Source organism: Streptomyces sp. NPDC056169 (assembly GCF_042268445.1).
In the GTDB taxonomy this organism is placed as follows: Bacteria; Actinomycetota; Actinomycetes; order Streptomycetales; family Streptomycetaceae; genus Streptomyces.
On record NZ_JBHJUO010000020.1, the window covers coordinates 167104 to 190313 of the forward strand.

The 23210-nt window shown below is 69.9% G+C and carries 11 protein-coding genes; 4 read left to right on the plus strand and 7 right to left on the minus strand.

The features are described from left to right. Positions 1–126 precede the first annotated feature (126 nt). Positions 127–510, minus strand: a complete 384-nt coding sequence (locus tag ACFC0G_RS30750) for a winged helix-turn-helix transcriptional regulator (RefSeq protein ID WP_376409367.1) — start codon at positions 508–510, stop codon at positions 127–129. 139 nt (positions 511–649) lie between these two features. On the opposite strand from ACFC0G_RS30750, the gene ACFC0G_RS30755 reads away from it, so the two are divergent. Then, positions 650–1180, plus strand: coding sequence for an SRPBCC domain-containing protein (locus ACFC0G_RS30755; RefSeq protein ID WP_376409369.1), 531 nt, complete (start codon positions 650–652; stop codon positions 1178–1180). Between the two features lie 45 nt (positions 1181–1225). Here ACFC0G_RS30755 and ACFC0G_RS30760 read toward each other — a convergent pair whose 3' ends face one another. Next, on the minus strand, positions 1226–1753 hold the full coding sequence (locus ACFC0G_RS30760) for a hypothetical protein (protein WP_376409372.1): 528 nt from the start codon (positions 1751–1753) through the stop codon (positions 1226–1228). Between the two features lie 274 nt (positions 1754–2027). On the opposite strand from ACFC0G_RS30760, the gene ACFC0G_RS30765 reads away from it, so the two are divergent. Beyond that, the gene (locus ACFC0G_RS30765; protein WP_376409375.1) at positions 2028–4370 is read left to right on the plus strand and encodes a hypothetical protein; all 2343 of its coding nucleotides are present in this window, start codon (positions 2028–2030) and stop codon (positions 4368–4370) included. 169 nt (positions 4371–4539) lie between these two features. Here the strand turns inward: ACFC0G_RS30765 and ACFC0G_RS30770 are convergent, their stop codons facing one another. From ACFC0G_RS30770 to ACFC0G_RS30780, 3 genes are all read right to left on the minus strand, one after another. After that, positions 4540–7218 carry a SpoIIE family protein phosphatase gene (locus ACFC0G_RS30770; protein WP_376409378.1) on the minus strand — a complete coding sequence of 893 codons (2679 nt, stop codon included), beginning with the start codon at positions 7216–7218 and terminating at the stop codon, positions 4540–4542. A 244-nt stretch (positions 7219–7462) separates the two neighbouring features. Next, positions 7463–8314, minus strand: a complete 852-nt coding sequence (locus ACFC0G_RS30775) for a hypothetical protein (protein ID WP_376409381.1) — start codon at positions 8312–8314, stop codon at positions 7463–7465. 64 nt (positions 8315–8378) lie between these two features. After that, entirely contained in the window at positions 8379–15815 is a 7437-nt protein-coding gene (locus ACFC0G_RS30780; RefSeq protein ID WP_376409384.1) for a DNRLRE domain-containing protein, read from the minus strand. A gap of 545 nt (positions 15816–16360) precedes the next feature. On the opposite strand from ACFC0G_RS30780, the gene ACFC0G_RS30785 reads away from it, so the two are divergent. Continuing rightward, complete coding sequence (locus ACFC0G_RS30785; protein WP_376409387.1) at positions 16361–18757, plus strand: SpoIIE family protein phosphatase; 2397 nt, start codon at positions 16361–16363, stop codon at positions 18755–18757. A 30-nt stretch (positions 18758–18787) separates the two neighbouring features. On the opposite strand, the gene ACFC0G_RS30790 is transcribed toward ACFC0G_RS30785, so the two are convergent. Beyond that, positions 18788–19879 carry a PP2C family protein-serine/threonine phosphatase gene (locus tag ACFC0G_RS30790; protein WP_376409390.1) on the minus strand — a complete coding sequence of 364 codons (1092 nt, stop codon included), beginning with the start codon at positions 19877–19879 and terminating at the stop codon, positions 18788–18790. A gap of 223 nt (positions 19880–20102) precedes the next feature. Then, positions 20103–20990, minus strand: a complete 888-nt coding sequence (locus tag ACFC0G_RS30795; RefSeq protein WP_376409393.1) for a PhzF family phenazine biosynthesis protein — start codon at positions 20988–20990, stop codon at positions 20103–20105. A 450-nt stretch (positions 20991–21440) separates the two neighbouring features. On the opposite strand from ACFC0G_RS30795, the gene ACFC0G_RS30800 reads away from it, so the two are divergent. Next, positions 21441–23063 (plus strand): right-handed parallel beta-helix repeat-containing protein, encoded by a 1623-nt coding sequence (locus ACFC0G_RS30800; protein ID WP_376409396.1) that lies wholly within the window; start codon positions 21441–21443, stop codon positions 23061–23063. Positions 23064–23210: the final 147 nt, after the last annotated feature.

Here is a 23210-nt window from a genome sequence, read left to right on the forward strand (position 1 = left end):
CCGGAGGGCTCGCCGCACGCCAGGGAATGCCCGGCGCACGCCGGCAGATGCCCTGGTCACCATCACGCCGGCCCTCGTGACGCTCGGGGCAACTCGCCGGCCGCCGCGCGTGCTGCGGCAGGCGCTCTACTCGTGGGCGCGGTTCCGGACGATCTCGGCCTGGTGGTCCTGCACCCAGCGCACGACGTGTGTGATGGCGTCGCTCAGTGACCGGCCCAAGGGCGTGAGCTCGTACTCGACCCGAGGCGGTACTTCGGCGTAGGCCGTCCGCAGCACCAGGCCGTCACGGGTCAGCAGTCGCAGCGTCTGGCTCAGCATGCGCTGGGACACCCCGGCGATCCGACCGTGGAGCGTCGTGAAGCGCAGCGGCCCGTCGGCGAGGTTGGTGATGACCAGGACGGTCCACTTGTCCCCGACACGGGCAAGCACGTCACGTACGAGCTCGATGGTCGACACGCACTCGGGGCTCAGGCCCGCGGCCTCCGCTTGCGCACCCGGCGTGGATCCCATGGGTCTGTTCCCTTCGAGTGCGTAGCTGACTTCGAAGTGCGTGAGGGCGAGGTCTTGATCGCAGTGTCCGCGCCCCCGTTACATACGGATGGTAACCAAGGAAGATCCCCTGTTCCGCCTCCATGTCTGTGAGGGAAACATGCCTCTTGAACCCGTTGCACCGGCTTCGACCGTTGACGGGACCGTCGATGGCGCCGTGCCGAAGGTACGGCACGACACCTTCACCGTGGAGCGGCACCTGGCCGCAGCCCCCGGTACGGTTTTCGGGGCCTTCGCCGACACTCCGGCGCGGCACCGATGGTTCGCGTTGCCAGGCCGCCGGGTTTCCTACGACCACGACTTCACAGTGAACGGCGGTGAGACCGCGTCGAGTGTCTTCACGATCGCGGGCTCTGAGCCGGAACGACTCGCATACGCTTCCCGGTACCTCGACATCGTGCCGGCCTCGAGAATCGTCTACACGTACACGTCCCGCGTGGACGACATCGTGCGGTGGGCCTCGCTGGTGACTGTCGAACTGCAACCGGTGGACGGCGGCACCCACCTTTGTTGGACCGAGCAAGCGGCCTTTCTGACCCCGTCCGCACGGCCGGAGCACGACCTCCCCCACCTGCGCGGCGCCACCCGCCTGCGGTTGAACGGTCTGCCGGCAGCGTTGCAGCCGACGTGACACCGAGCGCTTCGGGAGCCCTGGCGCCCGCACTGCGGGCGCCAGTCACTCGTCGTCGTCGTCCTCCTCGTCCTCGTCGTACCAGCCTTCGATCACGCCGACGAGCCGTTCGTCGATCGGGTTGTCGAACTCGTCTTCGGTGGCGAGGAGTCGGCGCAGCGTGTTCAGGGGGTACCAGTGTTCGCCGGGCTTGGCGTCGGGTGCGCCGACGCAGGGGGTGTCCAGGTACGCGGGGTCCGGGACCGCCGGATAGAACGCCGGGAGCAGACCGAAGGTAACGTCCGGTTCGAACTTCCATACCCAGCCCTCGCGCCGTCGGCGCAGGGTCTCGCCGATGTACCACACGGCACCCTGGACGAAGGGGGAGCGGCGCTGTGCGGTGATCTCCTCCGACTCGGCGAATGTCTCCTCGACCAGGTCTTCCAAGGCGTCGAGGGAGGCGTCGGAGAAGTCGAACCTGTCGACGCCGCCGGCTTCCCGAGCCCAGCTCTCGAAGGCGGCCTGGCGTTCGGTGAGCCAGACCAGGAGGTCGGGGTGGCGGGTGGAGTCGTAGGCGGAGTGGGGTGTGGTCATGGCCAGAACCTACCGAACCGCGCTGTCACCCGCGCAGGATCTTCGCGGAGTCATCACACGGCGCGTCAACAACACCTTGTACGTGAGGTGTTGACGGCCTCTAGTGTGGTGGGGCGGCAGGAGCGGGCACGATACGGGGGCCCCTTGTCCGGCCTGCCCTCGCAGTCTTGAGTCCCGTGGCCCCCACGACCAGGGACACTACGTGAGCACACCTATACGACAGCGTCTGAAGAGGCGCTTATCTGCCGCTCTGGCGGTCGTTTCCTCGGCGGCGGTGCTGCTGGTCGGCCTGCCGTCCGTGGCGTCGGCCGCGCCCGGAGACTACGCGAAGATCACCGGCGGCAAGCGGTGCGATCAGATGCACCTGAAGAAGACCATCCCGCGTACGCCGAACAACTCGGGTGCGCCGACGGGTCAGCACCACTGGACGAAGTCCGGGCCGGACGAGGAGTACTACTACAACAACGCGTTCAAGGGTTTCGAGAACGTTCCCGCGCCCACTGCGGCCGAGCTGGGGCAGGTCACCGGCAGCCGCGCGGACATCGACAAGTGGGACAAGGCGTATGCGGCCTCCAAGGACCCGGAGGACATGCGCAAGGCGATCTACTCCCGCTACCAGCGGCATCGGAACGAGTCGAGCAACCCCAAGCCGTTCGGCAGCTGGAAGGTCAACCTGATCAGCGCGCAGGTCAGCAAGCAGAAGGGGGGCGTGTTCGAGGTCAAGGCGGTTCAGGACTTCAACATGGTCGGCCCTGACTGGCTGTGCGAGGTCACGATCGAGATCTTCGACAAGGACGGCAAGAAGATCGCCTCCCGGCGGTACGACTCCTACAATCAGCGCACCGGTGACCTGGGGGAGTTCAAGTCCGACGGGAAGCGCAAGCCGGCCCAGCTCCGGGCCGACAAGATCATCCTGCGGCACAAGGACGCGAAGTACGACTTCACCCGGCACCGCCTGACGATGTTCACGTCGGAGAAGCCGAACGGGGCCACCCTCCGCGACTACAAGGCCGAGAACGACAAGCTGCGGGCGGAGCGGGGGACGGGGAACAATCCGATCCGGATCGCGGAGCGCCGGGCGACCGCGAAGGGCGTGTGGCCGGAGACGAAGTACACGAAGACGTACAACGTGTTCAACCCGCAGCCTAACCGCGGCACCCAGGGCCCGGGCGCCTCGATGGCCTACGGGTCGGGACAGAACCAGGCCCAGGCCCGGCAGTTGCAGAACCAGTACCTGGCGGACAACGCCCGGTCCGCGCTCGGCCGGGGCCCGGGAGGGGTGGACTTCTCCACTCTGGAGCTCCAGTACGTCGGCAACCCGGTCAAGGGCAAGGCTCTGGACTACTCCATGAAGGCCGACCTCATGCCCGATGAGGACGACAACCCGGGCTGGGGCGGACAGGCGAAGCTCGAACTGGCATCCGATGCCCTGTTCACGTGGCTGGCGCTCACCCCGGACCGGCAGTGGGTGAACCTCAACCCCGACCAGCCCGAGACCATCATGGACAAGGCGTTCGGTGAAACCGACGCCGGCCGTGTCCTCCTCGTGGCCGACATGGAGATGAAGCGGGACTTCTCCCGTGCCATGGACCCCAAGAAGTCCCCGGGCAAGGAGTTCATGGACGCCGCACCCAAGGTCGACGGGGTGCCGTGCTGGGGATCGGGACGCAACTGGATCGTTCCCGGCCGGGCGAAGGTCCGCGAGCAGGACGGCGGGATCTACATCCTCGACGCCCCGCTGGAGGTCAACCACGCGGCGATGGACTTCGACACCCCCGTACAGGGAGAGGACTGCTCGAAGAAGCTCAGCAAGGAGGAGAAGGAGCGCAGCCACCGGCTGATCACCCAGTATCTCGTCCCGCACGTCGAGAAGCAGATCGACACCGACCCCAAGTACGCTGACCTGCGCCGCGTCTACAAGTCCCGCGTCGCGGCCGAGTGGATCCGCCAGCAGGACGCGAAGAAGGCCACCGACTTCCGTCCCATCATCAACAGCAACAACCTCAAGCGGTGGCCGCTGCGCGGTGAGAACGCCCACTGGGACAAGCGGACCGTGTGGAAGGAGATGGTGAAGTCCTTCACCAAGGGCGACTTCACCTACGAATGGCCCCTCGGCGACGGCCGGATCTACACGTTCTTCGTCGGCGGCATCGACTTCGCAAAGGCGCCCAAGCGGAACGTCACCGGCGTCGAGTTCACCGCCCAGCACCGTGAACTGCCCCGCGCGACGAAGGACTCCGTGCGTACCGAGACCTCCGCCCGCGACAGCGACACCGCGTTCCTGGGTGGCAACGGCGCCGGCCTGACGGATGACGGGAAGCCCGACCCGACGCCTACGCCGACCCCGACCCCGACCCCGACTCCGACCCCGACGCCGAGCGACCCGACCGATCCGCCCACGTCACCCGGCCCGGACCCGACCAAGCCTGGCAACGGTGACACCGGCGGCAGTGGGGGCGCGACGCCTCCGGCGAACCGGCCGGACCCGGACGGCGGCCTCGCCGACACCGGATCGGACACCCCGATCGGCCTGGTCTCCGGCATCGCCGCGGTGATCGCCGCCACCGGCGCGGCCCTGGTGTGGTGGATGCGGCGTCGCCGCACCGTCCAGGAGTAGCCCGAACGAGCAGCACGAACAGGAAGGGCCCCACCCCGGTTCGCCCCGGGGTGGGGCCCTTCCCCTGTGTGCTGGGTGGCTCTCCTGGGCGGGGTTCGACGGGGGAATCCCCCTGGCGCCGGGACGGCGGAGGGCCGGAGCGGCCAACGGCCGAAGGGGTCGCCGGGCATCACCGGTCGTTGCCCGTTGTGCCGGTGGGAAGTGGCTGTTCGGCCCAGATGACCTTGCCGTCCGCGGTGTAGCGGGTGCCCCAGCGGCCGGCGAACTGGGCCACCAGGAACAGGCCGCGTCCGCCCTCGTCGGTGGTCGCCGCGCGCCGCAGGTGGGGAGCGGTGCTGCTGCCGTCCGAGACCTCGCAGATCAGGGCGCGGTCGCGGATCAGACGTACGCGGACGGGCTCGGCGGCGTAGCGGATGGCGTTGGTGACAAGCTCGCTGAGGATCAGCTCGGTGGTGAACGACTCCTCCTCCAGGCCCCATTCGGCCAGCGTGCGGGCGACGGCGGCGCGAACCTGTCCGACGGCCGACGGATCGGACGCGACGTCCCAGGTGGCTGTACGGGCGCTGTCGAGCGCACGCGTGCGGGCGACCACCAGTGCGATGTCGTCCGTGGGATGCTCGGGCAGCAACGCGTCCAGAACCGCGTCGCAGGTCTGCTCGGGCGTGCGGCCGGGGTGAGCCAGAGCCCGCCGCAGCAGTTCCAGCCCTTCGTCGATGTCGCGGGTGCGGTCCTCCACGAGACCGTCGGTGTAGAGCACGAGGCTGCTGCCCTCGGGGAGTCGTATCTCGGCCGTCTCGAAGGGGAGTCCGGAGAGCCCGAGGGGTGGGCCGCCCGGTACGGCGGCAAACGCCGCGCTGCCGTCGGGGTGCACGACGGCGGGCTCGAAGTGGCCGGCGCGGGCCATCGTGCACACCTGGGAGCCCGGGTCGTAGAGCGCGTACAGACAGGTGGCGCCCGTGACCGGCGCGATGTCGCCGTCGCCGCTCTCGTCCTGGTCGATCCGAGTGACCAGTTCGTCGAGGTGCCACAGGAGTTCGTCGGGCGACATGTCCAGGGAGGAGAAGTTGTGGACCGCGGTGCGCAGCCGGCCCATGGTGGCGGCGGCGTGCAGCCCGTGGCCGACCACGTCCCCCACGACGAGCGCGACGCGGGCGCCGGGCAGCGGGATGACGTCGAACCAGTCCCCGCCGACACCGCCGCTGCCCGCTTGCGCGGGCAGGTAACGGTGGGCCACGTCGAGCGCGTTCTGCTCCGGCAGGGCGCGGGGGAGCAGGCTGCGCTGCAGGGTGACCGCCATGGTGTGCTCGCGCGTGAAGCGCCGGGCGTTGTCGATGGTGACCGCCGCACGGGCGGCCAGTTCCTCGGCGAGTGTCACGTCGTCGTGCTCGAACGACGCGGGCTTGCGCGACCGCCAGAACGTGACGACACCCAGGATGACGCCGCGGGCGCGCAGTGGAGCCGCGATCATCGAATGGATGCCGGCCTCGACAAGTCTCCGGGCCCGTTCAGGGTCTTGAGCCTGCCAGCCGGAGAAGGCGGTCATGTCCGCCTCCAGGACCGTCTCGCCTGAGCCGTAGCCGAGGCTCTGCGGGGTGGACGGGACGAACTGGATCAGTTTTCCGGGCGGGTAGAGCGGTGTGTCGTCCCGGATACCCCGGAACGCGACACGGCGCATCGCCGCACCGTCCTGCGACGGCTCCTCGCCCCGCAGGACCGGGTCGGCCAGGTCGACGGTGACGAAATCGGCGAACCGGGGGACGGCGAAGTCCGCCAGCTCCTGGGAGGTCCGCTCGATGTCGAGGCTGGTTCCGATCTCCAATCCGGCGGTGAACAGCAGGTTCAGGCGTTCCTGCGCCACATCGGCCCGGCCGGTGACGGCCTGCAGTTCGGTGGTGTCCCGCAGTGTCGCGACACAGCCGGACGGCCCGCCTCCGGGGTCGGTCGGCCGCTGGTTGACGGCCAGCAGCCGGTCCCCGGCCAGGTGCACCTCGTCGGTGGCCGAGCGCCCGGAAGTCAACAGTCGGGCGATGTCCGGGGCGAGGCCCAGCTCACGGGCAAGCAGGCCCTCCGCCTCCGGGCTCAGGCCGAGCAGCCTGCGTGCCTCGTCGTTGGCCAGCGCCAGCCGACCGTCGCCGTCGAGGATCAGAACGCCTTCGCGCACGGCGTGCAGCACCGCGTCGTGGTGCTCGTACATGCGGGTCATCTCGGCGGGCTCCAGGCCGTGGGTCTGGCGGCGCAGCCGCCTGCTGACCAGAGCGGTACCGAAGGTGGCGACTGCCAGCGCGGCCGCCGCGGCACCGAGCACCAGGGGCAGCTGATGCTCGACGACTCCGCTCACGGCTTCGAGTGTGACACCGGCGGACACCAGTGCGATCACGTCGCCCTCGGCGTCGGTCACGGGGACGACAGCGCGGGTGGACGGGCCGAGGGTGCCGGTCACGGTCTCCCTGACTGTCCCGCCTGCTGCCGCCGGGCCGATCGTGCCGATGTAGTGCTTTCCGATCTGTGCCGGATCGGGGTGGGTGATGCGGATCCCGTCCTTGGTCATCACCACGAGGAAGTCGACGCCGGACGCCTTTCGCGCTTCCTCGGCGCGTGGCTGGAGCGCTGCGGTCGGGTCGGGACCGGCCACGGCCTCCTCGATGCCCGGCGCGCTGGCGAAGGTCTCGGCCACGGCGAGTGACCGGTTGCGCGCTTCCCGCTCACTGTCGGACCGGGACTGCAGTACGAGAGCAACCACGGCGGCCACGACGAGGAGCACCACGATCGCCGCCTGTAGGGAGAAGACCTGGCGGGCGACGGTGCGGACGCTCAACGCGGAGCGCAGGCGGCCGAGGAATCCGGCCATAGTCCATGTCTAGCACCGGCCCGAACGGCGGGCGAGCGGGCGGCCCGGGCACGGAACGGACCGGCCCACGGGCACGTACTGCGCTGTAGGCCCGGCGGACGCCTCCCGGGTGCGATGCGCACCGAGGGCGGTGACACCGGTGTCATGGCGCACACACGCCGCGACCGGTGTCGGCTCCACGTCGACGGGAGCGGACCGCGATCGAGCCCGGAGAGCAGCTCCGCCGGCCGGTCGGCGAAGCCTGTCAGCCCTTGCGGACCTCGCGCGGTGCGTGGTTGTAGTGGGCATGGCCGCGTTCGAGCGCGACGAAGGTCAGTCGAGCGTTGTCGAGCAGGGGTGAGAGGTCTCCGTCGACCACCCGGGTCGAACCGGAGACGATCACCTCGCGGAGTGCCGGATGGTCCGCGACAGGGGCGAGCGAGGCGATGTCACCGCTGTTCTCCAGCTCAAGGCGTTGCAGGAGGGCGAGACCGGAGACGAAAGCGATCGCGTCGGTCTTCGCGGAGAGCAGGGACACGTCCTCCAGCGCCGCGGCCCCGGCCAGCAGCTCGGAACGGGCGATCCGGCCGTCGTAGAGGCGGAGTTCACGCAGGGCAGGGAAGAGCGCGGCACCTTCCATGTCGGTGACGTGCTTCCGGCTCGCTTCGAGCCGGAGCTTCCGCAGGGCCGGCTTGGGCCCGAGCGCGGAAAGGGATGCTCCCTTCCACTCCGACAGGACGAGGTCGTCGAGGGACGCCGACAGAGAAAGGGACCGGGCCACGACCGGCCACGGGGCCTCCAGCTCCCGGAGCTCCGGCAGCCCGGACAGATCCAGCTCCTGGGTGGCGGACGCGGGCAGCCGCAGCCGTACGAGTCCCGGGCATCGCGTCACGGGGGAGAGGTCCGGGACACCGCTCAGGACGCGGAGACTGCGCAGTCCGGCAAGGTCGGTCAGGAAGGCGAGGTCGACGGCGGGACCGGTTTTCCGGCGTGCGGGCGCTCCGATGACCAGCCCGTCACACGTACCGTCCTCGAACCGCTCGGTATATGCGGGATCCCACGGTTCCTCGGTCACGAACATCTCGGACCACCCGTCGCGCCGTCGGGCGATCTTCATGCGTACTCCTCCGGGAAAAGAAAAAAGGGGGGGTGGGGACGTTGCGTCCCCACCCCCCTCTCCGTCAGCAGTGAGCGTACTTCCTGGACGGTCGGATCTTGTTGGTCAGCGTCGCGCCGCCATAGCACTTGTAGCGATTGTACAAGCCCTGTTCGAGCCTGCGGAGGCTTCCCTTGCTCCGCTCGTGATAGCGAATCGACTGCACATTGTTGAGCTTGCCCTTCTTGTCGTGCTGGTGCATGCGCCGGTGCATGTTCTTCGACTTGCCGACGTAGTAAGAGCCGTTGTTGTACTTGATGACATAGACGCCCCGTTTACGGGGAGCCTTCCTGGCGTGCCGGTTGAGGTGGCAACTGGCGTTGTGGACGAGCGTGTCCGCGGTTCCGTCGAAAACGAGGTACGTGTGGACGTTTCCGACGTTGAGGTTGAAGACCAGCTGGTCCGCGAGCTCGCCGAGGTTGCGGACGGCGCGCACCGCGTGGGCCGCGTCGTCCGCCGACCGCAGCGCGTCGCCGGGCACGAGGTCGACGGCCTTGGTCCAGCCCTTGCCCTCGACCCACATCGGGTGGTCCGCGGTCGCCATGAGCGGCGGGGTCGCCGGGTCGAGGTCCGTGTCGATCGCCACCATGTGCTTGGTGCCCGAGCCGGTGTAGACCTCCAGGACGGGCTGGGCGGTGGTCAGACCCGTCGCCGGGTCCATCGCCGCCACCAGGTCCCCCGTCCGGACGTCACCGATCGGCAGGTAGCTTCCGTCGGCCATCAGCACGGGTGTGTCCGGCGCGAAGGAGTTGCACCGGGAGCGCCTGAAGACCCTCTTCGCCCGTGAGGCCATGCGCTTGACGCGGCCGGCCTTGCGGAGGGCACGCGCCGCCTTGAAGCCTCTGACGGCGAGGCGGCCGGCGGAGCCGAAGGCGATGCCGACGCTCATCTCGGCTGCCTTGCGCCAGTTGCCGGTGGCGGCGTAGGAGAGGGCGCCGACGGCGGAGGCGATGTTGCCGATGGGGCCGGGGATGTACGAGGCGACTTCCGCTACGCGGGCGACCGCCTTGAACATCTTCTTGAAGCTGAAGCCCCAGTTCCCGTCGAGGTCGGTGCAGTTGACGGGGTCGCCCGCACAGTAGTCGTACGGGTTGGCGTTGCCTCCGGGCTCCGGGTCGACCTGGAGGAACCGGCCGAGCGCGGGTGCGTAGAGGCGGGCTCCCATGAGGATGACGTCGTCGAGCGCCTCGGAGGACCGCTGCTTGGCGCCGAGCCAGCCGTATCGCTGGGCGGCCTGGCCCTCGGCCGGGACGCCGAACTCGTCGAAGGTGAAGACCTTCGGCGCGGTCGTCGCGGTGTCGAGGGTGACGGCCACGTCGCCGTGGAGGTTGGCGAACTGGAGCTCCACGTCGCCGGTGGCGGAGGTGGTGGCGGTCAGGTCGCCGTCCGGGCCGGAGACGTTGCGGGTCAGGGTGCCCTGGGTGGTGTCCTCGATGATCCAGCGGGGCTCGTCGGAGTCGTCTCCGTAGTGGTTGAGCTTGCTGGTCGCGTTGGCCCAGGTGCCGTCCGCCTGCTTGGCCTCCGTGGTGAAGGAGGTGAAGCGGTGGGCCGGGTCGAGGGACCAGGACTGGCGCTTGTCGCCCGTGGTCTGGGAGGCGACGAGGTCGTTGTCCCAGTACGTGTTGACGGAGCCGGTGCCGGTGGCGGTGGTGCGGCCGAAGGCGTCGTACGTGTAGCCGGCGGTCAGCAGCCGGTCGGCGCTGTCGTACGCGCTGGTGGTGACCGTGCCACCGGCGCTGGTGCACGAGCCGTCCTCGGCGGCGTCGTACACCGTCTTGGAGGTGCGGTTCATGCGGCCGGCGATGCTGCGCCCGGCCTCGTCGAAGGCGTAGGCGCGGGTGGTGCAGCCGGCGACGGTGGTCTGGGCGGCCTTGACCAGGCGGCCGAGCCGGTCGTAGGCGTACTCCTTGCTGTCGGTGGAGTTGGTGTCCGCGGCGACGGCGCCCTGGGCCGTCATGTCCAGGTGCTGGCCGTAGACGACCTCGCCGTCGGAGACACGGCTGTACGTACGGCCGGTGGCCGCGCCGCTTGCGTTGAAGCTGTCCTTGCGGACGTAACCGCCGGGGTAGGTCTGCTCGGTGAGCTGGCCGTCGGGGCCGTACCTCGCGGTGAAGGTTCCCGCGACGGAGTCGGTCACGGAGGTGACCATGCCGCGCGGTTCCTGGGTGCGGTCGTAGGTGTAGGTGGTGGATCCGGTGTTGTCGCTGACCTTGACCGGCTTGCCGAACCTGTCGAACTCGGTCGTGGTCGTGCCGCCGTCGGCATCCGTGTACGACAGCAGACGGTCGAGCGCGTCGAAGGTCCGGCTGATGGTCTTGCCGCCGGCCATGGTCCTGACCGCGTTGCCGGTCACCGGGTCGTACTCGGTGGTGACCTCGGGAAGGTCCTGGCCGAGGTCGCCGGTGATCCCCGTCGAGGAGATCCGGTCGGCCGCGTCGTAGACGGTGGTCGACACACGGGTCTTGCCCGCGTTGGTCTCGGACGTCTCCTCGACGTCACCGAAGCGGGAGTAGCGGGTGATCCGCTTGACCGGCAGGGTGTCGGGCATGCGGGTGGTGTCCGCACCGGTGACCTTGCCGCCGGGCAGCGTGACACAGGGGTTGCCCGCCCACTCCGGACGGTTGCCGCACGCGGCGTCGTCGGGGTTGGCGCCGGCCGTGTAGAACACGGTCTTCACCGTGCCGGTGTCGGCGCCGTTCGATCCCGGCCTGCGGGATTCGACCGCGCGGCCCGCCGCGTCGTACTTGACGGTGGCGGTCAGGTTCGCGCCGCCGGTCACGGCGTCCGTGGTCACCGAGGTCTCGGTGCGCAGGGTCCAGCCGGAGGTGCCGCCGATCGGGGTGTCGTAGCCGGTCTTGGTGACCCGGACCTCGACGTCGTTCGTGTAGCCCTCGATGCGGGCGCCGTCGAGGGTGGTGGTCTCCAGGTGGTAGGCCGCGCCGTCCGGCTTGCCCTCGTCGTACTTGTGGACGGTGTGCTCGCGCACGACCACCGAGGCTGCGGCGGCGAGTGCGGGCATCGGCGGGTCGACCTGCGCCGGCACCGCCTCGTCCAGCAGGGCACGGAAGACCGGACCGGTCTCCTCCAGGAGGTCCTGACCGTCACGGCTGTAGACGCTGCGGGAGTCGAGCAGCGCGGCACGGGCCGCGGACTCGTCGGGCAGCCCCAGCTCGACGACCTTCTCGTCCACGTTCTCGCCGAGACCGAGCGCCAGGAGGCGGCCGGTTGCGTCGAGGGTGCGGACGGTGTTGCCGAAGCGGTCGTACTCGGCCGTGTCGACGTCACCCGCCCCGGTCGGCGACCAGGTGGCGGTGTTCACCTCCTGCGCCGAGGCGTTCAGGTAGCGGACGACCGCCTGCTGGTAGCCGTCCTTGCCGGGGACGGTGGCGGTGGCCGTGTTCACGGCCGGGGTGGACTCGACGTCGAAGACGGCGGTCGCGTCCGTCGGCACGTCCGCCTGACCCCACTTCGCGGCACTCGCGCCGTCGAGGTCGTACGGACCACCGGCCGCCCGGGTCAGCGGGACCTCGTAGACCACCTTCGAGGCGGTCTCGCCCTCGACGACGTCCTTGCTGCCCGGCTGCAGCGCCGGACGACGGACCTGGAGCAGACGGCCCGGGTCCTGGTCGGCCCCGGCCTTGCCGTAGTCGAACATCCAGGGCAGCTCGCCCGCGGTGTCGATCTTCGCCAGACGGTTCCCGGCGTCGTACGAGTAGACCGTCTTGAGGACCGACGTGTCCGCGGCCGAACCCTTGCGCGGGTCCCACGCCTCGACGAGGCGGCCCTGGTCGTCATAGCGGTAGGCGGCCACGTCGACGGCGTTCACAGCGTTCGCGGCCGGGTCCCACGACCAGACCCGCACGGCCTTCACCCGGTCGGCGACGTCACCGGGCGTGGTGGCCGTGGCGGTGGTGGCCGTGGCGTAGACGTACTCCAGCACCTCGCAGCCGCGCGCGGGGACGGCCCCCGTGCACTGGCCGGTGTCGTCCACGCCAGGCTCTGCCTCGCCGATGACGCGCTTGACGAGGGTGCGTCCGTCGGTCGTGTCGTACACGTACCGGCTGGTCGACGCCTCGTCCGTACCGGAGACGGAGTCCACGACGTGGACGTCCGAGCCGGTCTGCTTCTTGAAGCGGGTGACCGTGCCGTCGTCGTCGGTCAGGACGTAGTCGGCGCCGGACGCGGCGAGGATCAGCCCCTCTGCTCCGGGCTCGGGGCTGAACGTGCCGTCCGAGCTCTTGGCAAAGGTGATGGTGGAGTCGTCGTAGCCGGTGATGACCGCGACGTCCTTGCCGGGGAAGGTCAGCGCGTGCAGCTCGTTGTCCGTCACGCCGCCCGCCGCGCCGCCGGCCCATTCCGGACCGAACGGGGCGACCAGCTCGCGCAGGGACAGGTGGTCGAAGTACACGGCCTTGCCCGAGTTGGCCGGGAAGCCGTTGTACAGCCGCAGGAAGGCCGTGGTGGCGTCCTTCGGAACGGTGAAGTCGAGCGTCAGCTCGGCCCACGCGTCGGTGTACGGCACCTTCCGGGAGGTCGGCTCGACGAAGCCTCCGGGAGTGGAGAAGCCCGCGTACAGGCGCAGGCCGCGCGCGTGCTGCGGGGACAGGCCGGTCGCCGAGGGCGCGTAGGCCCAGGCGGAGAACCGGTAGGTCCTGCCCGGCTTCATGCCCAGCTGCAGGGCGTTCTGGTCGCCGCCGACCATGGCGAAGGAGTCGCCGCTGGTGTTGGTGGTGGGGACGACCTTCAGCGAGTCGGTGGAGCCGTCCTGGCCGAACGTGGTGTCCCGGGTGAGCGTCGCCGTGGTCGCCGAGAAGCCGGTCAGGTCCGTGGAGACGTCCTGCTGGTTGGCGGTCAGGCGCTGGCCCTGGGGCATCCAGCCGCGGTTCGTGCCCCGGGAGGAGGCCGTACGGGTCGAGGACAGGCCGAACTCGTCGACGTCCGTCACGTTCACCGAGTAGTCGCCGGTCAGCAGGTTCACCGAGCCGGGGCCGACCTCGTCGGAGGCGGCGCCGTCGGCGTTCGGGTCGACGGTGAAGCCACGCCACTCGCTGATGTACGCGGGGTCCGTGTCGCTGTTGGTGTACAACGTCGCGCGGACCTGGACGACACCGCCGACCTGGCCGAGGGTCTCCAGGACCGACCAGTTCGCGTACGCGCCGATCTCCGTGAGCGGAGTCTTCGGGGCGGTGATCGGGGTGTTGTCCTGCTTGGTCAGGTTCGCGAGCGGAACGTCGTAGACCGAGGCACCGGGGCCGCGCCGCCACTGGTACGTGACGCGGGTGTACTTCGGCTGGGCGTCGACCGCGATCTGTACGCGCCGCGCGCTGACCGCGCCCTCGGCAGGCTGCACCATCGCGCCCTGGCCGACCAGGAAGTCGTACACGACGGCCGTCGAGAGGTTGCCCGCCTTGTCCTTCGCCTGGACGCGCAGCGTGCGGTGGCCGTCGGCGGCCGGGGTCACCGTCACCGTCGCCGTACCGGTCGCGGTGACGGTCACGGCCGCGGCGCCGTCCAGCGAGTAGACGTAGCCGGCCAGGTCCGTCGTGCCGGAGGCCGCGGTGAAGGTGAACGTGCCCGCCACCCCTCCGCCGCCGTGCCACAGGTTGTCCTGCGGGTAGTCCGTCGATGAGACGAACGGCGCACCGGGCTTGGTGGTGTCGACCGTGAAGGTCTGCCAGGCCGACCAGGTGCCGTTCCAGTCCTGACCGTCGTAGACCGCCGCCCGCCACTTGTACGAGCCCTGCGCCAGGGCCGTACCGGGGGTCCAGGTCGCGGTGGCGCCGGACGCGACGTACACCGAGGTGCCGGACTGCAGTGCCGCGGTTCCGTCGGACTTCCAGACGTCGAACGTCAGCCGGACGGTGTTGCCGTCGGCGTCGACGGCCTTGGCCGACAGGGTCGGCGTCGTGTCGTTCGTCGCCGTACCGGTCAGCGGGGACAGCGGAGTGGCCGCGCCCGGCTTGGTGTTGTACGTGACCGAGATGTACGGCGTGTTCGAGGCCGCGTTACCGGAGTTGAACTTCTTCCAGGCGAACTCGTCGGTCTCGTCCGTGGCCCGGATGCCGAGCGTGTTCGTCCCGTTGCCGTTCCCCGCCCAGGTGGTGGCCAGTGTGGTGATGTCCGTGCTCACCCAGCCGTCGGCGCACGAGGACGAGTAGCCCTTGGTGGCCGTGGAGGTGGACCACTTCCGGTTCCAGTTCGGCTGGGTGGTCCAGCGCGTGGCGCTGGAGGCGGAACTGGTGTCCCAGACCTCCCAGCTGCGCGCGCTGCACGACCAGGAGTGGAAGTTCCACAGGTTCAGGCTCGACGACTTGACGACCTTGCCGGTGATCTTCGCCATCGGGAAGGCCAGGAACGAACGGGCGACCTGGCCCTCGCCGTTGTTGCCGAGCTTGAGCTCGGTTGCGGCCGACTGGTCGGACGTGAACCCCTGCTGGACGAAGGCGTCGAAGCTCGCCCCGATGTTCACGGCCGGATCGACCGTGACCGGGAACTTCGTCGCGGGGTCGGCGAGGAAGGCCGCGTCCGGGGTGAGCGTGAGGTCGACCGCATCACCGTTCTGCGTGACCTTCAGACCGACGTCGGCCCGGTTCTCGTGCTCGCCCGTGTTCGGGTCGACCGTCGCGTCCCACATCACCGGCGCGGGCAGGACGCCCGCTTCCTTGCCGGTGGTCTTGTCCAGGAACGTCACCGAGCGGTCGGTGTTGGACCTGACCGTCAGCCCCTTGGCCTTGAGCGACAGTGTCACCGAGCCGGTGGCGTCGACGGCGCTACGGTCCTTCAGCTCCAGGAACTGCTCGAAACCGGTGCGGGTCGACTCGATCACCATGTCGGTGCCGGTCGTCACCCCCGGGTAGCGGGCCTCGGTGCCGTGCACCGTCGGATCGGGCAGGGCGCCGCGCCACGACAGGGTCATCGCGTGACCCTCGCCGCTGTCGAGCGAGACCAGGGGGACGGCCGGCGTCTTCTTCGCGCCCGGTGCACCGCCCGATGCCTTGACCCGCGCGACCTCCGCGGCCGACGACTCTCCCGACAGTGCCAGATTCAGCGGGTGGGCCGCCGCGCGGACCCCGCCGCCCGGTGCCTCGACCAGGCTGGGGTCGACCGTGCGCCAGCTGGCGTCATCGTCCTTGAAGCGGACGGGACCGGTGTAGGAGTCCAGCGACATCGAGCCGTCCGGGTTGGCCCAGCTCGTCGTGGACTCGGTGCGCTCCCCGGTGACCTCGATCCGCCGGTCCTGCAGCCGCGCCATCAGCAATGCCGACGCGGCGTCCTCCGCCTCGGCCGGACCCTTGACGTCCTGCGGCTTCTCGGCGGGCACCCGGTCCGGTATCGCCGCGGTCGCCATCCCCTCCATCAGCCCGAAGGTCATCACCAGCGCCGTGGCCAGGGCTATGCGCCTCATCCGGCCGGGCGACGGCAGCGGATGCCGCTCCCGCAGAGCGGACGTCCGTCGTCTCATCCTGTTCGTTCCTCCCCTTGTCGATCACCTGTTGGTGACGGGGAGGGAATTTACCGCAACCTAATATCGTCCTTTTTAGGACTAATTGGCTTCTCGTTGGTGTTATACGCAAGGGACGCGGTGACGTTGTATCTCGCTGTCCACGTCGCCGACTTGTCGTGTATTCCCCTCTTTCCAAGAGGGGTACTTCCTCGCTTCCCGGCCCGCCGAGTGTGCCGTCTGAAGCTCACTTGTGCTGCAAGACATTTTCCGATGCGCAGCAGGGCTGACACGGTGCCGCCGCGGATCGGCGTCGAGCCGGGCAACAGTCGTCACGGGGAGCGGAGATGTCGACCTCGAGTTCCGGGACGGGCTCAAAGGCGACGGCAGCCTGAACTTCGGTGTCGCGACGACAGGTGCGAGCGGCGAGCACTCCACCGCTCGCACATACAAGCTGACGCAGAGCGAAAGCGCTGCAGGGCCGCGCCCCGCCCGCGCTGTGTCGTGGCCGTCCGGACTGGACCGAGCGCACTGCGGCCGCGACCGCACGGAAGGATGATAGGACCATGGAAGGGCTACCTTTCACTCCTCCCGCCGGGGCGGACGAAGGCGGGCACCTCGGTCCGCCCCCGGCCGCCATCGCCCTGATCGCCGCAGACGGAGTGCTCGTCGGGTGGAGTCGTGAGGCCGAGGCCCTCCTGGGATATCCCGCTTCGCAGGTACTGGGACGCCGGGCGGCGGACCTGCTCGCAACGCCGCACGCCGACCGCGACAGACCGGAAGAGCGGCGACCGGATCAGCGACTGTGGTTCGGTGGGCAACGCAGTGCCGTCGTGGACGTGCGCCACCGTAGCGGACACCCCCTACGTGTGGCAGTGGCTCTGCGCCCCCTGGCCCCCGCCTCCGACGGGGACTCCACCGGCCGGGCCCCCACCGCCGTCCTCATGGCCACCGAGCTGGAGGGACTTCGCTGGTGGGAGACCCGGCAGGCGATGCTGCAGGGGCTCGTGACCCAGTCGCCCGTGACACTGACCATCTACGGCCCCGGCGCGCGCCTCTTGTGGGCCAACGCATCCAGTGTCCGGGAGCTCGGCGGCGACCTCACAGCATCGCTGGGCCGCTCCATGACCGAACTCTTTCCCGGCGATGTCCTCACCACCGAGCATCTGGTGCCGCCCGAGGACTTCGTCCAACAGATCCTCGAGACCGGTGAGCCGGTCATCGACGTGCATTTCCGAGGGCGCGCCCCGGCCGACCCGCGGCGTGAGCGCGTCTGGTCCTCGTCCTATTTCCGACTGCTGGACGGCCGGGGAGAGCCGGTGGGGGTGTGCGAACAGTCCATCGACGTCACCGACCACTACCGTGCGCAGCAGCGCCTCGCTCTCCTCGCGGAGGCCGGTGCACGGATCGGAGCGACACTCGACCCGTCCGTAACGGCAGCGGAGCTCGCCAAGATCGTCGTGCCGCAGTACGCCGACGCCGTGCTGGTCGACGTGGCGGCAGACGTGCTCGAAGGAGGGGAACCGGAGCCCGTCACGGCATGGGACCTGGTGCGCGTGGCCGATTCCGAAGGAGAACCCTCCCGAGTGGGCGAGCCGGTCGCGTATGCCACCGGATCGTCGCAGGCCGCAAGCCTGGCAGGGGGCCGTGCGACCGCGGACGCCGCGGTCGCGCCCACACGGCTGTACGTCCCGCTGATCGTGCGGGGGACGCCCTTGGGCCTTGTCACCTTCGTGCGGGGCGAGGAATCGGAACCCTTCGACGACGACGATCGGGCGGTGGCAGAGGAGCTGGCGTCGCGGACCGCTGTGTGCATCGACAACGCGCGGCGGTACCGACGAGAGCGCACCGCGGCGTTCATGCTCCAGCGCAGTCTGCTGCCACGATCGCTGCCCGAGCTGAGCGCGGTCGAGGCGGCGAGTCGCTACCTGCCCGCCGACAGCCACCTCGGCGCCGGCGGCGACTGGTTCGACGTCATTCCGCTGTCCGGCGCACGTGTCGGACTCGTCGTGGGGGACGTTGTCGGCCACGGGCTGGGAGCCGCTGCCACGATGGGGCGCTTGCGCGCGATGGTGCGCACCTTGGCCGAGCTGGACCTCGCGCCTGACGAACTCCTGGCCCGGCTGAACGATCAAGTCGGCAAGGAGGCGTCGGACCAGTACGTGCATGGCTCGGACGGCAGCGGCGCCGTCGGAGCGACGTGCGTCTACGGGGTCTACGATCCGGCCTCTCGAACGAGCACCTGGGCGGCGGCGGGACACCCGCCGCCGGCTGTGGTGCAGCCGCACGGCCCCGTCAGCTTCCTTCGTCTGCCACCGGGCCCTCCTCTGGGCGTGGGACGGCTTCCGTACGAGGGCACGGAAGTGACGCTCGCCGCAGGAAGCCTGGTCGTCCTGTTCACCGACGGCCTCGTGGAGGCGCGGGGGCAGGGCATCGACGTGGGGTTGGGCCGCCTGGCGGCTGTACTCGGGGAACAGCGAGGATCGTCGCCCGACCTGTTGTGCGCCCAGATCGTCGCGGAGCTGGTGCCGGACCACGTGCGGGACGACGCGGCGCTCCTTGTCGTGCGCACCCGTGCGCTGGACGCACGCCAGGTGGCGGCCTGGGAGCTGCCCTCGGACCCCGCGCTCGTCGCACGCGCACGTTCGATGGCCGCGGAACAGCTTGTGCGGTGGGGACTGGACGATCTGGTGTTCACCACGGAACTGGTGGTCAGTGAACTGGTCACCAACGCGATCCGTCACGCCTCCGGCCCGATCGGTCTGCGCCTGATCCGGGACCGTTCTCTCATCTGTGAGGTCTCCGACTCGCAGCACACCTCACCGCATGCCCGTTACGCCGGCAACGACGAGGAGGGCGGACGTGGACTGTTCATGGTCGCCCAGCTCACCGAGCACTGGGGTACGCGTTACCTGCCGACAGGTAAGACGATCTGGGCGGAACAGGCCCTGCCCGTGCCGTGACGGCCATGTGCCGCCCGCCGCGGGCATGGCTCACGGCGTGTGCAGGCGTACGGCCAAGGCGGCGATGTCATCGTCGAGGCTGCCTCTGCTGTGACGGAGGAGGTCGTGGTGCAGCGCCGTGAGTAGATCGCGGGGAGGTGTGGGGGGCTGTCGGCGCATCCACGCCGTCAACGGGAAGAACTCACCGTCCCGGGCGCGGGTTTCGGCGATCCCGTCCGTATAGAGGAGGAGAAGCTCGCCGGGAGCGAAGTCGAAGGCGTCCGCAAAGTACTGGTCGCCGAGCATTTCCGCGAGGCTGAGCAAAGGCGAGGGGACGGACGGCTCGAGGGTGCGCACATCCTTGAGGCTGTGGATCAAGGGCGGGGGGTGTCCGCAGTTGACGATGGTGATGCGGCTCCCTTGATGCGGGATCTCGACGAGCAGCGCGGTGGCGAAGCGTTCCATCGGCGCCTCGGGTGGATGGGCGGCGTTGTGCCGGGCACAGCTCGCGTCGAGCTTGCGGGCGACGTCGGCCATGGAGGCCTCGCCGTGTGCCGCCTCCCGGAAGGCGTTGACGATCGCCGCGGCCGCCCCCACCGCCGGCAGGCCTTTGCCCCGCACGTCGCCGATGAGCAGCCGTACTCCGTACGGCGTATCGACCACCTCGTAGAAGTCCCCGCCGATGCGGGCTTCCGCGGCGGCCGCGAGGTACAGCGATTCGATCTCGACGTTCCGGAAACGGTGCGGCAGGGGCCGCAGCACCACCTGCTGGGCCGCGTCGGCGACGAGCCGTACCTGAAAGAGCGTGCGCTCCCGTTGAAGCCGGACATGGCTTCCGTATGCGGCGGCCACGGTGACCGCGATGATTCCCCCGCAGGTCCACCACGTCCCGAGATCGGGGAAGACGAAGCTGAGGCCGATCATCAGAAGGAGGCAGACGGTCCCGAGGAGGACAGTCGGGAGGACCGGCCACATGGCGGCGGCCAGAGCCGGCGCCGCGGGCAGGAGGCGGCTGAAGGCCATCTCCGGCGGAGTGGCGTAGGCCAGGCCGGCGATCACGACAGTCAGAATCACCGGCGACAGCCGCACGAGCCTGCCGTAGCCGTAGCTCCGCCGGAGCCGCGGCCGTCCGGACTCGATCATGAATCCCAGCGTATCCGCGAGAGGCTCGCTCAGCGACGTGACGAGCGGGCTCCGCGTGTGACAGAGCCCGCCGGCCGGCTCGCCAAGGTGCGACCGAGTGATTCGTCACTGACTCGCAGAAACAGGGCGGTCACGGACGGTGTCACCGAGTGCCAGGAGTACTCGTGCACGTCGTGAAGGGTTCGCCGCCAACGCCGCGGGTACCCGCAGATGAGGGCCAGGATCAGGCCGAGATGCGGGTCCCTGCGCCGCCGACCCTGATCCGCCGGTCGCCCGCCCGCAGTTCCACCGTCAGCACGCCAGGACGCCCCATGTCCTCCCCTTGGTGGAGGGTGAGGACCGTCGCCTCGGGCACGAGTCCGAGCTCACGGGCGTAGGCGCCGAGGGCGGCCGCCGCCGCCCCGGTCGCCGGGTCCTCCACCACACCGCCCACCGGGAACGGCCCGCGGACGTGAAAGACCTCCGCGGAGGCGCGCCAGACCAACTGCAGCGTCGTCAGGTCGAGCCGGTGCATCAGGGCCTCCAGGCGCGCGAAGTCGTACGCCAGGCGGGCCAGGCGCTCTCGGCTCGCGGCGGCGAGGACCAGATGACGGGCGCCCGCGAAGGCGATGCGGGGAGGCAGGGCGGGATCGAGGTCGCCGACCGGCCAGTCGAGCGCGGCGAGTGCCTCTGCCAGGTCATCGGCCGCGACCTCCTCGATGTGCGGCTCGACGCTCGTGAGCGTGGCCCGCAGCGCCCCGCCCTCCCGCGTCACGGTGACCGGCACGGTCCCGGCACGCGTGGTGAACACCAGGTCGCCGGGGCCGATGCGCTCAGCGAGGGCCACCGCCGTCGCGACGGTGGCGTGACCGCAGAAGGGCACCTCCGCCTTGGGGCTGAAGTAGCGGATGGTGTACGTGCGCCCGGCGTCCGACGCGCTGGAGCCCGCTCCCTCGAACGGCGCTGTGAGGAACGCGCTCTCGCTGTAGCCGACTTCGGCGGCGATCGCCTGCATCTCCTCGTCGGTGAGGCCCGTGGCGTCGAGAACGACTCCAGCGGGATTGCCCCCCTCGGGATCGTCGGAGAAGGCGGTGTAACGCAGGACGTCGGGGGTTTCCCGTACGGAGTTCATGCCGGGAGAACGGCGCCGGGCCCCGAGGTAGTTCCCCAGGCACGGGGACCGTCCCGGAGCTCCGAACCCGGACACGACCTAAGGCGGTGCACCATCGACAGGGTCGTCAGTAGCTCCGACAGCTCCTCGTTGCTGAAGGGGGTCCGGAAGAGCTGGTCAGGGGTGGGACACCAGTGGGATGAACGGGGAGTTTCGGCGTAGTCGCGACCCCTCCCTAAGAGGGGCGGCATGGCCGCCGCCCAACCGGCTTGGCGAAGCCGCGACCGCCCTGAAGACATGACGCGCCACACGTGACTCGGATGCCGCACGTTTGTCGGCGTTTCGCATGTCCTCTTTCTGGCAGTCTGCTGCTTTATATGCCTGATACGGCGCTGGAACGTCCCCCAGGGGGTGCGGGTGAACGCGGTGAAGCGGAGCCGGACGAAGAGGGCCACGGCGGGAGTCGCTGCCGTGGTGCTCCTGCTGCTCACGGGGTGCGACGTGCCGGGGGTCTACCGGCCCGCCCGCCCCGCGAGCGGCGGTCCGTTCACCTTCTACGTCAGTCCGGACGGCGACGACGCGAACGACGGCATGTCGCCGGAGAAGCCCTGGCGGACCCTGGACCACGCGAACACCGCGAACTTCCAGCCCGGTGACAGGCTCCGGCTCAAGGGCGGCGAACGGTTCCGCGGCACCGTCACCCTGGAGGAGGGCGAGGCGGGCAGCGCGGCGCGGCCGGTGGTGATCGATTCGTACGGCACAGGCCGGGCCACGATCGCGCCCCGCGGCACCTCCGGCATCACCGTGCACGACACCGCGGGCGTGGAGATCAGGAACATCGCACTGGTCGGCGACCGCAAGGCGCTGCGCGAAGGGGTCGGGCTCGCCTTCCGTGCCACCCGCCCCGGGGAGCGGAGGCTCGCCCACGTCAGGATCGCGAACGTGGAGGCACGGGGCTTCCAGAACGGGATCAGCGTCGGCGCGGATGGCGACACGGTCACGGGCTACAGCGACGTGCGCATCAGCGATGTCTCCGTGCACCACAACCTGGAGGCCGGACTCGTCTTCTACGGACCGGAGTTCGAGGCGGACAGCCCGGTCTACGCGCACTCCGGGCTGCGGATCGAGCGGGTCACGGCGTCCTCCAACGCCGGCGACCCGGGCAGTGACAGGCGCAACACCGGCAGCGGCATCGCCCTCGGCAGCGTCCGGGACGCGAAGGTGCTGCGCTCGGTGGCCCACGACAACGGCGCACGCTCCGCGGCCGACGCCGAAGAGGGTCCCGAGGGCATCTGGGTGTACGACTCCACCGGCGTGGTCCTGGAGAACAACCGCTCCTACCGAAACCGGACCGGATCCCGGGTGGACGGCGGGGGTTTCGGCCTCGACAACAACGTGTCCCACTCGGTCATGCAGTACAACCTCGCCTACGGCAACGACGGGCCGGGGTTCCTTGTCTACTCCGGACAGGCGACCGGCGCCCACCGGGACAACGTCGTCCGTTTCAACATGAGCTGGGACGACGCGCGGAAGCTCCCCGAGTACGGTGGCATCGTCGCCTACGGCTCCCGAATGAAGAACCTGGACATCTACAACAACACCGTCGTGATGCGGACGCGGGATCTTGCCTCCGCGGCTGCGGCGGGAACCCGGCCCCCGGCTCTGCGGCTGCGCGATGGCATGAGCGGCGTGAGTGTCCACGACAACATCCTCGCCACCGACGGGGGCCCCCTGATCGACGCCGAGTCGTCGTACCTCCCCGGCACGCACCAGTTGCGGGGCAACGTCTACCACAGCATGGGCCCCTGGTCGCTGACCTGGGGAAGCCGGCGCTTCACCGACCTTGCCGACTGGCGTACCGCCTCCGGCCAGGAGCTTGTCGACGGTGAGCCGACCGGAACCGGCGACGACCCGTGCCTGCGCGCTCTGACCGTACCCGTCACCGACCCGGCCGGGGCCGAGAACCTGGTGCCGCGCTGCGAGGAGGAGGTGTCCGTGAGCATGGGCCCGCAGGCCTCGGGCATCGACGCGGGCCCCGTCGACTACTTCGGCAACCGGCTCCCGGACGCCCTGCGCCCCGGCGCCGCGCAGTAGCGCACCGCCACTGAGCCGGACATCGATGCCCCGGAGCCGGCGCACGCCGGCTCCCCTGGAACTCCCCGTCGCATTCCCACGCGACGTCCTCGGCGACCGGACGTGCCATGACGCCGCCCCGCCCGCCCGGTCCAGGACCGGGCGCTG